At 60.9% G+C, this 11,335-nt stretch carries 14 protein-coding genes; all 14 read right to left on the reverse strand.

Features of this window, described 5'->3' with window-relative positions; genetic code table 11:
- Position 1: 1 nt before the first annotated feature.
- Positions 2-322 carry a hypothetical protein gene (locus BISA_RS10425; RefSeq protein ID WP_033891831.1) on the reverse strand — a complete coding sequence of 107 codons (321 nt, stop codon included), beginning with the start codon at positions 320-322 and terminating at the stop codon, positions 2-4.
- Positions 265-4,482 carry a MobF family relaxase gene (mobF, locus tag BISA_RS10430; RefSeq protein WP_051917536.1) on the reverse strand — a complete coding sequence of 1,406 codons (4,218 nt, stop codon included), beginning with the start codon at positions 4,480-4,482 and terminating at the stop codon, positions 265-267. The genes BISA_RS10425 and mobF overlap by 58 nt, the downstream gene beginning before the upstream one ends.
- Before the next feature lie 22 nt (positions 4,483-4,504).
- The gene (locus tag BISA_RS12970) at positions 4,505-5,272 is read right to left on the reverse strand and encodes a hypothetical protein (protein ID WP_152597237.1); all 768 of its coding nucleotides are present in this window, start codon (positions 5,270-5,272) and stop codon (positions 4,505-4,507) included.
- Entirely contained in the window at positions 5,269-5,949 is a 681-nt protein-coding gene (locus tag BISA_RS10440; protein ID WP_033891834.1) for a hypothetical protein, read from the reverse strand. Before BISA_RS10440 ends, BISA_RS12970 begins: the two co-directional genes overlap by 4 nt.
- Positions 5,950-6,100: 151 nt before the next feature.
- Positions 6,101-6,766, reverse strand: coding sequence for a hypothetical protein (locus BISA_RS12975; protein WP_152597238.1), 666 nt, complete (start codon positions 6,764-6,766; stop codon positions 6,101-6,103).
- 49 nt (positions 6,767-6,815) lie between these two features.
- Positions 6,816-6,983, reverse strand: coding sequence for a hypothetical protein (locus tag BISA_RS12980; RefSeq protein ID WP_156099606.1), 168 nt, complete (start codon positions 6,981-6,983; stop codon positions 6,816-6,818).
- 365 nt (positions 6,984-7,348) lie between these two features.
- Positions 7,349-7,870, reverse strand: a complete 522-nt coding sequence (gene ssb, locus BISA_RS10450) for a single-stranded DNA-binding protein (RefSeq protein WP_033891837.1) — start codon at positions 7,868-7,870, stop codon at positions 7,349-7,351.
- Positions 7,871-7,962: 92 nt separating this feature from the next.
- Positions 7,963-8,448 (reverse strand): hypothetical protein, encoded by a 486-nt coding sequence (locus tag BISA_RS10455; RefSeq protein ID WP_033891838.1) that lies wholly within the window; start codon positions 8,446-8,448, stop codon positions 7,963-7,965.
- A 152-nt stretch (positions 8,449-8,600) separates the two neighbouring features.
- Positions 8,601-9,014 carry a DUF3846 domain-containing protein gene (locus tag BISA_RS10460; RefSeq protein ID WP_051917537.1) on the reverse strand — a complete coding sequence of 138 codons (414 nt, stop codon included), beginning with the start codon at positions 9,012-9,014 and terminating at the stop codon, positions 8,601-8,603.
- A 361-nt stretch (positions 9,015-9,375) separates the two neighbouring features.
- A complete protein-coding gene (locus BISA_RS12985) occupies positions 9,376-9,543 on the reverse strand; it encodes a hypothetical protein (protein WP_156099607.1) in 168 nt (55 codons plus the stop codon).
- A gap of 14 nt (positions 9,544-9,557) precedes the next feature.
- Positions 9,558-9,983 (reverse strand): hypothetical protein, encoded by a 426-nt coding sequence (locus BISA_RS10465; RefSeq protein WP_033891839.1) that lies wholly within the window; start codon positions 9,981-9,983, stop codon positions 9,558-9,560.
- On the reverse strand, positions 9,929-10,657 hold the full coding sequence (locus BISA_RS12990; protein ID WP_156099608.1) for a hypothetical protein: 729 nt from the start codon (positions 10,655-10,657) through the stop codon (positions 9,929-9,931). The genes BISA_RS10465 and BISA_RS12990 overlap by 55 nt, the downstream gene beginning before the upstream one ends.
- 42 nt (positions 10,658-10,699) lie before the next feature.
- Complete coding sequence (locus BISA_RS10475; protein WP_033891842.1) at positions 10,700-11,056, reverse strand: hypothetical protein; 357 nt, start codon at positions 11,054-11,056, stop codon at positions 10,700-10,702.
- A partial coding sequence (locus BISA_RS13115; RefSeq protein WP_162178592.1) for a hypothetical protein occupies positions 11,053-11,335 on the reverse strand: 283 nt, incomplete at its 5' end. The genes BISA_RS10475 and BISA_RS13115, both read right to left, overlap by 4 nt.

Genomic DNA, 11,335 nt, shown 5'->3' on the forward strand with positions numbered 1-11,335 from the left:
TTTAGCGGATCGGTTCCAGCAGCGGCTTGTGTTCGGCCATGCGTTGCAGGAGTCCGGTGATTTCGGGTATGGGCAGGTATCTGGATGCGATGGTCCATGCCACGGTGAGTGTGAGGAGTGTGAGGATGACGGTGACGGTGATCCAGAGGATCTGACGTGCCAGTCCTTCCCCGGCTATCGCCCGGCCGGTGACTCCGGCCGTCACGGCGAGTATGATCGCGAGGGCGATGAGCAGCGTCGTGTCCCATGAGTCGAGGATGCCGGTCAGATGGATGGCCCATCGTACGAGCTGCTCGGTGATGGTTCTTGCGGTTTGTTCCATGGTTCTCCTCCTTGCATGTGTGCGGTGTCCGGTTTGACGCTTGTCGTTGTCTTCACGCGTGGCTTCGGCGATATGCCGTTCGCCGTATGTGTTCTCCGTGTCTTGTTTCCTCGGCCGGGGTTGACGATTCCGGTTCCTTGGCCGGTGAGCCGGGCCTGTATGTTGCACCAGTGCTGTTCCTGTCGGCCGCTGCCTCCTGCGGGCCGCTCCCCTATGGGATGCTCCTGGTCCTGGATGTTCCACATGCCCCGGTATACGGCTATGTCCCGCATCAGGTTCGGATCGTTGCGCTCCTGTTGGATTCGTCTTGCTTCGACGGCCCAGGGTTGATCGTTCCTCTCGGCCTGCGTGGTGAGCCGTTTCGCCGCCTGTTCGATGAGGTGTTCGTTCTGTTTGACGATGTCGAGCGTCGCCGTGCGTTTGGATGCCTTGATGGGTGGGATGATGCCGGCGATCCAGTCGTCGCGGACCACGCCGTTGGTCCGGTCGAGCAGGCCCGCGCTGAGACGGCCTGCGAGCACGGCGGCGTAGTCGACGTGTCCTTTGGGTGCTTTCGGCGTTCCGATGGGTTTGCCGTATTCGAGTCTGGTCTTCTGGTCGAATTCCTTCCAATCGGTTATCGCCGTAGCGCTTATGGTCTTGTTGTTGATGTGGGTGGCGATGAGCGCGTCGGCCGCCGGAGCGTATTTCCTGTCGAATATGATGCGCGTGGTTTCGCCTGTATCGTTCCGTTCGCTGGTGTGGGGTATTCCGAGCCGGTCGAGCTGGTCGGACACGATGCTTGCCCGTTGGCCTTTGTCGCCGGTTTTGATGGTGATGCCTGTTTTCCCTTGGTCCGCCGCCGCGGGTTCGGGCATGTGTTTGCGTGCCGTGCGCAACGCGTAGGGGGTCGTCTGTTCCAGGCTTGGATGGTTGGCCTTGAGTTCTTTGGGTTTGATGGGCCGGTTGATGATGGCCAATGCTCGACGATGGTCGGTCATGTAGGCTCTTGCCCATGTGGCGCGCAGCCATTCGTAGCTGGGGGAGGTCTCGATCATGCGGATCTCCCCGTTGTTGTGGTTGCGGCGGAGTTGTGCGATGAGGTGCGGTCCCGCGATCAGGCCGCCTGCGAATGCGTGTTCGTCGATGAGTCGTTTGATGCCGTATCGGTCCGCGTTTTCGTCATGCAAGGTCTCGGTTGCCGTCCGGTTGTCGGGATGGGTGAGGAGCGTGTTGAGCATTCGTTCGCGTGCGATGAGGTGCGGGTCGGTTTCCGTGCCGTAGAGCTCATGGTCGAGTCGCCGGTCCTCCTCGTTTTTGCAGGCGTAGAAGAGGTGGTTCTCCTCGCGTCCTCGCGTAGCGGCCACGTAGAGCAGGTTGAGGGGTGTGCGTGCGTTGCTGGGGATGACCACCGCGCATTTGTCGACGGTCATGCCTTGGGTGCGGTGGATGGTGGTCGCGTATCCGGCTTCGCATGCCTCCTCGGCCCATGCTCGTGGGATGTTCCATGTCATGCCGTTCTCGTCTCTGCAGACGAGTGTGCGGGCTTCGACCTGTTCGACGGTGAACGTCATGCCGTTCTCGATTTTTCTTCCTTCCGGACTGGTGACGTCCTTGTTGGGTCGTCGGTTGACGATGCGGTCGCCTTTGCCGATGTCGAGTCCGTCGGAGAGTCGAGCCCACCGGTTCGGGTCGGCGTCGGAGAGTCCTTGGATGCGGCGTTCGAGGATGGTTCGACGGTTGAGGTCCCTGACCTGTTCGTTGGTGCCGGCGACCAGGAGTGTGCTCTTGCCGAGTTTCTGCCAGCGGATGGTGTTGCGGTAGGCGTCGGTCTCGCATTGGTCGTCTTCTCCCCAATGGAGTCGGCCGTGCTGTTCGTATGCGTCGATGAGGTTGCGGCAGTCGGCTATGGACGCCGGATTGTCGCGTTGTCCTCCTTCCCTGAGCCGGAGGGTGTTCGCTCCTTCTTCGGGCCACCGGTTTTTCAGGCCTTCCGCGTCTCCTTTCCAGAGTTCCGGATCGGATCGGAATCTCCAGATGCTGGTGAGTGTCGCGTTGCGGCCTGTGCGTTCGGCCCATGCGAGCAGCCCCGTCGGCCCTTCTGGCGCGTCGAGCTGTTTGGGGTCTCCGGAGAGGATGAGTCGCGCCCCGGCTTGTTCGCAGAGTCTGCCTATCTCGTGGAGGTCCCGTGTGTTGACCATGCCGGCTTCATCCACGATGACGAGCTGGCCTGCGTGGATGCGTCCGGATTGCGTGGCCACGTCGAATGCGGTGATGCTTCGGCGGATGCGGTCCCTGGCTTCCGGCGTGGGGGCCGCTGCGAGCCTGCATGCGAGTTCCCGTCGTGTGTCGTTGATTCGGATGGTGTTTTCCGGGCTCATGTTCACTCGGAGTTGGGCGATGGTGATCGCGTTCGATTCGATGCTGTCGGCGAGTTCGTCCCTGGCTCTTGCGGACAGGCAGAGTCCCAGCACGTCGCCTCCCGTGGTTTTCCATGCCCGGGTGACGGCGCGCATGGTGGTGGTTTTTCCGGTGCCGGCGGGACCGATGAGCGCGGTTATCCGTCCGTTGTTCTCGAGCAGGTGGATGGCGGCTTTCATCTGGTCGTCGGAGAGCGGCCTGTCCTGGTCCTGCACTGTTTCGAGGGTGCTGCGGCTCGAGTCCTTGCGCCATGCGAGTGGATCCTCATGGTCGAACATGTTCATCATGTGCCGTTCCATGTCGAGTGTTTGCTGGCTGGTGTAGCGGTCGAGGTTGGGGTCGTCGAACACGCTATGGCCTTGTTCGATGACGAGGGCCGGGTCTTGGAGTGTTTCCGCGACCCGGTAGCGGGTCGGGGTGATTTTGACGCAGTGTTCCATGGCGAGGTCGGCTATCCGGTTGACGGCCTGTTCTCGTTGGGCCGGGTCGAGCCGGATTCCCGCGAGGAGGCGCTGCGCTTCGGCTCGGATGTTGCTTCGGCTCCACGTGGTTTTAGCCGCGGATATGGTCTCGTATGCCTGTGCCGCGAGTTTTTCCTGATCATAGGATTCGAATGGCTGCTGGTGGTCGGCGAGCTGGTTGGTGAGGCGGATGGTCGCCGATTGGCCGGTGGTGTTGTCGAGGTGGCTGATGATTGCGCGGTGGGAGTTGACGGAATCCCACATGGCCTGGATGCTCTGTCCCGGGGCTTCGGTGGCGAGTTTCCTTTCCCAGTGTGCGTGCTTGTCGGCGAGGCTGGGTTGGACGTCGGGTTTTTCCTTCCGCGTCTCGAACCAGACCTGCTTGTCGATTTCCGCTCTTCTTCTCCAATCCACCGGTTGACCGGTGCGTTGTTCCTCTTCCTGCACACGACGCCTGGTTTCGTTTGCTATTTCCCCATGACGGCTGCTGAACAGGTCGATGAGTTCATCTGGCACTCCTTCGACCTCCATGACCACGCTTTTGGTGCCGTTGGTGTTCGGCGTCTCATGCCAGGCCCAGCCGAGGCGTTGGGTGAGCAGGTCGCGTACGAGGTTGCTGTTGTATTCGGCCAGTTCCACGGTGCTGGCGTATATCTTCCGTCCGTCGAGCGCGGTCCATTGCTGGTCGGAGGAGCGGCGGACCCGGTTGCTGATGAACATGTGCGTATGCGGGTGGGGGTCGCCGTCTCTGGAGTCGTAGTGGTCGAACGCGAAGCCCGCGACTCCGTCGCATTTGACGGATGCGACGCCTCCCTGTCCCGCGCGGGTGGATGCGTATTCGCGTTCGAAGTAGTTGATGGTCATTCTGCTTGCCTCGTGGAGGCATTCCTCGATGGTGGTTCTGGTGGAGGGGTCGGCGAACGCCCAGAGTATGGCGACGCTTTTTGGCACGGTTTGGGTGAGGTCGTATCCGGCGTTGGGTTCCTGTCCGTTGTCCCCTGCCTGCATGTCGGATTGCATGAGCGATGCTCCGGTTTCCGGGTTGCGGCGTTCGTTGATGAGCAGGCGCACGGTGTCGGCTCCTGCTTCCTGTCCTTCCTCTCCTCCGAGGAGCCGGCTGGCGGATCCGATCCATCGTCCTGGCGGGTTGCCTTCCGCGGTGTAGTATGCGGCGGGGTTTGCTCCCGTTGTTTTGGTGGGCATGTCCTCGTCGGCTATCATGCCATCCGCCTGCAGCGGGTCGCGTGCCGTTGCGAGTGTGTATTCTGCGCTGCTGATTTTGGTCATGCTGATCGTCATGATTGTTCCTTTCCGTGTCGGCTTATTCGATTTCCTGTTGTGGGATTGCGTTGTGTGTGAGGGTTTTGGCTGCGGTTCCCGGGGCCGTGTGCCGGTCGCAGAGGATGGCGAGCCGTGCGATGAATCCGTTCGGTGTTCTTTTTTGGATGCTGCCGGGGTCGTGGCGTGCGGCCATGGCGAGCATGCGGACGAGCATGGTTCCGGTCTCCGTCCTGCAACGTTCCTCGTTCCTTGCGAGCTGGTCGGACTCCTGCCGGACGCGTTCCGTTCGGTCTTGCAGGTCATCGGCCTGGAGTGTGAGTTTCCTGTGGTGCGTCGTGTTGGCCGCTTTGATGATTGAGTTCCGTTGCCTGGCGGCTTTGTTGCGGTGCCTGTCGGCGCACTTCTGTGAGCAGTATTCGGGGTCCGGTCCTCGCTTGCCCAGCGGTATGGGTTTGCCGCATTCTCCGCATTTTTGGCCTGTTCCGTTCATGCCGTGGATTTTGTTCCATCGGTTGCGGCATTGGCGGGAGCAGAAGTCCGGTGTGGGGCCGCTTGCCGGTTTGCGGATCGGTTTGCCGCATTGCCTGCAGTATGCGGCCGGCACTTGGTCGGGGTGCGTCTTGCGCGCCTGTCTGCGGCATCGGCTCGAGCAGAATCCGTCATCCCATAGCCTGGTGTATCCGTTCGGGCAGTGTTCCCATCTGCAGTATCCGTCATGGTTTTTCGTTTTCCGGTCGGATTGGCCCTCCGGCTCGGTGTGGCCCACCGGTTTGTTCCTGGTCTCGTTATCGGTTGGCTGCCGGTTCATCGTGGGTCCTTGTTCTCGAGGCTCCACCAGCCGTGGTCGGAGCGGTTCGTGCCGTGGTGGTCCTCGTTCCAGATGCGGTCCACGAGCCTGACCATGTCGATGGCTCTCCCCTGATTGCCCATGTGGTCCAGGTCGGCGGTGTAGCCGATCCAATCGTCTGGACCGATATCGGGCCATGGGGCCACGAGACGGGCCGTTCCCTCCGAGCCGATATCGGGATCGAGGAGCCATGGTCTGGCGTCTTTCCAACCGGTCAGGTCCGCGATGCGTCCCATGCCGTTCGACCCGATATCGCGGGCGAGGGCCACGATCCACTCCTCCCGGTATCCGACCAGATCCATCGGGGTCAGGCTCATGACCCCGATCATGAGCCTGACGCGCCAGTAGCATTCCTCGACCATGGCCTGGTTGGCCCGCCGTACGGTCCGGTTGCGTTCCTCGACGGCGCGTATCAATGCCCTGGCCGAACGGTCCACCCGGCTTCGCGCGTCCAGCAGCTCAGCCTCCGCACGCATCCTCCTACCATGCTCGCGTTCGTGCTCGCGGCGGTGCGTGTCCTTTCTCTCGCAGACCCCGTGCGCGTGCTTGTATCCCGGTTTCCTCCGGTAGCGTTCAGTCACCGGCAGGCCGCACACCGGGCAGATCGGAGGCATTTCCATGCTGTTTTCATCATCCATGGAAACCCCACCCGGTCTCGGCCGGAACCGTGGTCGATATCAAAACGTCCGATATCGGGGTGGAAACTCACGAGGGACGCTAATTTCGTTGCTATTCCGCCGAAAGGCGGTGCCCGCAAGGGCATGGGTGCAAGAAGTGCATCTCTTTTTTTTATTGGGTATGGTTTGGTGTTTTTCTTTGGTTTTTGCTTGGTTCTTTGTTTGGTTTGGTGTTTTGTTGTTTTTCTTCTTTGGTTGTGGTTTCTTCTTGGCTTTGGTTGTTTGGTGTTTTGTTGGTTGTGGTTTGTTCTTGCTTTTTGTTGTTCGTTCGCCTGGATTGCGTGGTTCGGGTTGCGCTGGCTCGTTGCTGCTCCGTTCGTCGCGTTGGACTGGTTTTCTCGTTCTTTTTCCGTTTTGCCTGTTTGCTTTTTCGTGCATCGGATGCGTCGTTGGCTGGAGTGCGGGTGCGTTGTGTGGGTTCCGATATCGGTTTCTTTTTGATTGGCCCGTTATCGGTGTAATGGGCCGGAGGTGTTGCAATCGATATCGATGGGCCCGTGAGGGGATGTTCCGCCCGATATTTTTTAGGCCCGTGTTGATTCCGTCCTTGCGATATCGGTTTTCGAGAGGTCTTGCCGATATTCGTTTGGCTCCGTTGCCTTTCCGATATCGTTTCTTTTTCGTCTTCGATGCATGGGTTTCCGATATCGGTGGAAACCGTATGGCGCTTGTTGGACCATACGGGTCCGGCCCATTGGCTCTTTCGTCTTGGACCGGTGTCTCTTGCTCGCTGGCCCGGTATGGCTGCGTGGACCGCTGTTGGCTCTTGCTGGTCCATTGGTTGTTTGGGAATGGTCCGGCCGGTGGCCCGGCCGGACCGGTTGGCTCTAGTCTTGTGGAGCCCAGGGGTCAATGCAGATTCGTTCCGGTGCGACAGGCTCCCCTTCAGGTAACGTTCCGGTGTTCTTCAGGTAGTTGAGGATTTCGGTCGCGGTAGGTTTCGTTGGGGCCCAGGGGTCGAATGTTGCGGTGGTCTGGTTGTTGTCGTTCTTCATGGTTTCGTTCCTTTCTGGTTGATGACGGGAACAGCGGGCCATGGGTCTTGGATGTGCGCAACCGAGACATGGCCGGGCGAAGCCCGCGGCGTGGATCGGTTGCGCACATCCAAGACCCATGGCATGATGCGGACGGCATCAATCAGACAGGAACGAAACCATGAACGGCCACGGCCTGCTCCCCTACCGCATTCCCGGACCGCAGCAGTATGGATGCGACGGCACCCGAGTCACCTGGTTCGTTGAGACGCGCACCCTGTTTTCCGAACCGGCTCCCCTCCCGCCGTCGTTGTCGCCTGTTTTGGGCATGGAAAAGGGGATGCCATCGTTGACGGCATCCCCTGCGTATCGGTTTTGACGATAGGTCAGATGGTGGGCTGTTGCGGGTTGGCGGGCGCGAATCCATCGGTGTATGTGGGCTGGGTGGTCTGCTGCGGCTGCGGTGCCGGCTGGCTCCATGCGTTGCCGGCGGGCATGGCCGTCTGGATTTGGCTGCGTCCCGTGAAGCCTTGGGCGGTCTGGGTCTTGGTGACGGTGGCGGTGGCGTATCGTACGGAGGCTGCGACGTCTTCGGCGTGCAGCTCGTAGGTGGTGCGTTTGGCTCCGTTCTGGTCCTGGTAGTCGCGCTGCTGGTAGGTGCCGGTGACGACGAGGCGGGTTCCTTTGGTGAAGCCGCTGGCGCGCATGTGTTCGGCGAGGGGGCCGGCGGCGGTGCAGCGGATCCAGGTGGTGGCGCCGTCCTCCCATTGGCCGGTCTGCTGGTTCTGGACGCGTGCGTTCTGGGCGATGCTGAAGCTGGCGAAGGTGGTGCCTTCGCGGTTGGTGCGGTATTCGATTTGGCCGGCGTTTCCCGTGACGGTCATGTGGATGAGGTTGATGGTTGCCATGGTGGTTCTCCTTTGTGTGGTTGTGTCGTCTTGTTTCCCGGCTGTGCGTCGGTTGGTTGGTTCACGGCTTTCCGGCGTTGATATTCGTGCGGTCAGTCGTTGATGGCGAGGTTGATGGTGATGATGGGGTTGGTGATGTCGGGGATGCTTTGCTCGGGTGGCCAGTCGTCGATGCCGGCGGCCTGCATGATGCCGGTGAGGCAGCTGCTGTGGGGGCTGGCGAGCTCCCATTGCCAGCATTGGCGGTTGGAGAGGGTCATGATGCGGTCCCAGAGGCGGTAGCCGTTGGGGTCGAGCGCCGGGGCCGGCGCGTTGAGCAGGTCGATGAGCTGTTTGACCTGGGTGCGCAGGCGCCGCTGTTCGCGGTGGCGGATGGCGTCGACCTGCTTCCAGATGTTCGCGGGGTTCTCCTGCGCGTCCATGCCCTCCCATGCCTGGTTCCTGAGTTCGGCTTCCTCGGCGGTGGCGGTCGGGTCGAGGGTGATGCTCTTGCGCCAGGCGAGGCTCATCTGCCATGCGCCTGCGTCGGTGGCGTCGGTGTCCTTCGCCATGGTGACGGTGATGCGGTATTGGGTCATGTCCGTCTCCTTCCGAGGGTTTCACCCTCCTTGTTTACACCCCCAAGTATAGCATACTTTTTTTATATTGTGCTACTTGAGAAAGCGTCTTTTTTTTGTTTTGTTTTGGTTTCCGGCGCCTTCCCTCCGGGGTTCGGAGGGAAGGGCGTGTGTCAGAGGACGTGTACGGGGATCATGCCGATTCTGCCTGTCGGCGTGCGGTAGATGGCTTCGGGGTCGTGGAACCGTTGTTCCCATCGGTCGGCTTGCTGCTTGGTGAGGCTGGTCTCGTGGCCTTCTCCGTCGTATCCGGTGATGACGAATGTGCCGCAGATGATGTCGGTGATTTCTTCTTTGCGTCCGTATGGTCCGTCTTCGAGGAATCGGATCGCGCGGTTGGGTGCGAGTCCGTTGATTTTGCCTTCCTCGTTGCACCAGCCGTCGACTTCGGGGTCTCCGAGGTCGATTCTTTCGATGAGGCCGCCGACTGCATGCTGGAGGCTTTCGAGCGTGTTGGGTATCGTCGCCCTGCGTGGGTTTTTCATGGGTTCGATGATGAGCACGTCGATGGTGTCGTTCCTTGCCATGGTGGTTCTCCTTGTCTTGGTCGCCTGATTTTTGTTTTTGACCTTCTTCGGTCAGCGGATGCGTACCCCGCCAAAGCCGGGTTCTGTCATAAGACGACGCTCCGGATCCCCGTAAGGGGATCCGCATGTGCGTCGGCGTTGACAGAACCCGGCGACGCGGGTATCGTCATCGCCCGCCGAAGAAGGTCGAACGGGAGGATGGCGAGCCGTGCGAGCTCCTTCCTCTGATAGGGCTTGGCCCGTTTCGTCCTCCGCCGTTTTTGCGGCGGAGGACGCGGGGTTTCCCAAGGGGCGGTTCGAGCCCCTTGGGCTGCCGGAGGCCGCCGTTCCACCCCATGAGCCAGGGGTGGAACGGCTCCGGTCATATGGTTGCGGTGGCCGTCCGGTATCGTTTAATGGTTTCGTGGTCTGCGAGCATGAGTCTGACGAGTTCGGGGTCCTCTCTGGTGGTGTGTGGTTCGTGTGTTTTTCGTCTGGTTCGCCGGATGGTGGTGATGCGGCTGGCGTGGGTGAAGTTCGGTCTTTTCATGGGTTTTCCTTTTCTCACCATTCCTCGCCGTCGGGGAAGGTGGGCCATGCGATTTCGGTTGTGCAGGTGTCGGTGGTGATGGTGAGGCGTTCGTAGTCGGGTTCGCCGCTTTCGTCGCTGTGACGGTAGACGGCGCCTTCGCTGTTGATGCCTTGCAGTTTGAGTTTTTCTCGTAGCTGGTCGATGTCTTCGCGCCAGTCGTACCAGGTTTCCTCATAGTCGGGTTCGATCTGGATGACCGTTTTGCATGGGTTCTTCCATCGGTGGGTGGCTTTGGTTTCCAACGGGTCGATGCTGACCCGTGTGATGCCGTGGTCCGGGTCCATCCATCCGCCGGTGATGGTTCTGAGTGTGTCGATGGCTGTCTGTTCGAGTTGTTCGGCGCTCATGGTGGGGTGGTTGATGCGGATGATGCCGTTGTAGAAGCTTCGGTATGACATGGTTCTTGTTCCTTTCCCGTGGTGTTCATTGGATGCCGTAGAGGTGGCGGATGAGTGGGCCGAGTGGTTCGCTCATCCGTTGGATGGCGTTGTATCCGGTGTGTTGGTTGATGCGGGCGCGGTTTGAGCTGCCGGTAGGTGCAGGTGTTGGTGCCGTCGTGGTGGATGCCGGTGTATCTGAGATCGTCGTTCTCGTCGATGCTCCAGTCGTCGATGTCCATGTCGTTCCACGGGGCTTGGCGGAGGATGTCTCCGAGGGTGTCGAAGCGGAGGATGCTGCACATGGTTCTCGTGCCTTGCCAGACTCCCGCCTTGCCGGTGATGGCGATCGGGCGTTCGAGTCGGATGGCGTCGAGGTTGGTTATCTCGTCGTGCCGGTATTCGTTGTTGTATTCGGCGACGGCTCGGCCGAGTCGTGGATCGGCCCATGGGTCGATCCCGGCGAGGGCGTTGCGGAGGTCCTCGGCCTGCAGCGGCTGCCATGGGGTTGCGGCTGCTGCGGAGTGGAGTCCTGTTTCGAGGATGGCGTTGACGAGCCAGTCGTGTTCGGGGTCGGTTCCGTGGCGGTTGATGGTTTCCTCGGCTAGGGTCATGGCTTCGGCGCGCGCGTCGTCCATGATGGCGTCGAGTGTGGCCGTGTCGTTGTTCCAGATGGGGATGGTCGTGGTTTTCATTGTTGTGTCTCCTGTGTATGGGGTCGGCGGATTCGCTGTTGGTCAGTCGTTGACGTTGAGGAGTCGGCGGACGATGATGCCGAGGACCGCGTTGTAGCGGTCGTCTTCGCTGCCTGCGGCCCCGTAGCGGCGGAGGACTTCGGCGTCGGCTTGTTCGATGGTGATGCCGTTTTCCGTGATGAGTCGTTCGAGGGTCTGCGGTTCGGGCCTGTTGCCGTCCGGCATTCCTCCCGTGGCTCCTTCGAGGATGTCGCCCAGTGCGATGTCGGCGATGAGTTGCGGCAGGGTTCCGGGGGTGGAGAGTTCGAACGCGTATAGGTCGGGGTCTTTTGCCAGGGTGCGGGTCGCAGCCGCGATGAGGTCCAGGGCGATTCGGTCGAGGCGGGTTGGGGTTTTCATTGTTGTGTCTCCTGTGTGGAATGAAGGTCTTTTGTTTTTTTGACCTTTTCGGTCAGCGAAGGCGCACCCGCGTTCAAGCCGGTGAGGTCATAAGACGACGCTCCGGGCCCCGCAGGGGCCCGTTGTGCGTCGGCGTTGACGGAGCCGGCGGCGCGGGTACGGTTGAGCAGGCCGAAAAGAGTCGAAAACACCTGTGTTTTCCTGATGGCGCAGCCGCGCGTGTCCCCGCCGTGCCCGTGTGGCATGATGGCCGCGAAGCGGCCCTGCCATACGGGCAYG

The sequence above is a fragment of the Bifidobacterium saguini DSM 23967 genome, from assembly GCF_000741715.1.
GTDB lineage: Bacteria > Actinomycetota > Actinomycetes > Actinomycetales > Bifidobacteriaceae > Bifidobacterium > Bifidobacterium saguini.

What these genes read in the sequence shown, in the direction of transcription:
- BISA_RS10425 (WP_033891831.1), bottom strand. Translation starts at nt 322, where the DNA reads ATGGAACAAACCGCAAGAACCATCACCGAGCAGCTCGTACGATGGGCC.
- mobF (WP_051917536.1), bottom strand. Translation starts at nt 4,482, where the DNA reads ATGACGATCAGCATGACCAAAATCAGCAGCGCAGAATACACACTCGCA.
- BISA_RS12970 (WP_152597237.1), bottom strand. Translation starts at nt 5,272, where the DNA reads ATGAACCGGCAGCCAACCGATAACGAGACCAGGAACAAACCGGTGGGC.
- BISA_RS10440 (WP_033891834.1), bottom strand. Translation starts at nt 5,949, where the DNA reads ATGGATGATGAAAACAGCATGGAAATGCCTCCGATCTGCCCGGTGTGC.
- BISA_RS12975 (WP_152597238.1), bottom strand. Translation starts at nt 6,766, where the DNA reads ATGGACCAGCAAGAGCCAACAGCGGTCCACGCAGCCATACCGGGCCAG.
- BISA_RS12980 (WP_156099606.1), bottom strand. Translation starts at nt 6,983, where the DNA reads ATGAAGAACGACAACAACCAGACCACCGCAACATTCGACCCCTGGGCC.
- ssb (WP_033891837.1), bottom strand. Translation starts at nt 7,870, where the DNA reads ATGGCAACCATCAACCTCATCCACATGACCGTCACGGGAAACGCCGGC.
- BISA_RS10455 (WP_033891838.1), bottom strand. Translation starts at nt 8,448, where the DNA reads ATGACCCAATACCGCATCACCGTCACCATGGCGAAGGACACCGACGCC.
- BISA_RS10460 (WP_051917537.1), bottom strand. Translation starts at nt 9,014, where the DNA reads ATGGCAAGGAACGACACCATCGACGTGCTCATCATCGAACCCATGAAA.
- BISA_RS12985 (WP_156099607.1), bottom strand. Translation starts at nt 9,543, where the DNA reads ATGAAAAGACCGAACTTCACCCACGCCAGCCGCATCACCACCATCCGG.
- BISA_RS10465 (WP_033891839.1), bottom strand. Translation starts at nt 9,983, where the DNA reads ATGTCATACCGAAGCTTCTACAACGGCATCATCCGCATCAACCACCCC.
- BISA_RS12990 (WP_156099608.1), bottom strand. Translation starts at nt 10,657, where the DNA reads ATGAAAACCACGACCATCCCCATCTGGAACAACGACACGGCCACACTC.
- BISA_RS10475 (WP_033891842.1), bottom strand. Translation starts at nt 11,056, where the DNA reads ATGAAAACCCCAACCCGCCTCGACCGAATCGCCCTGGACCTCATCGCG.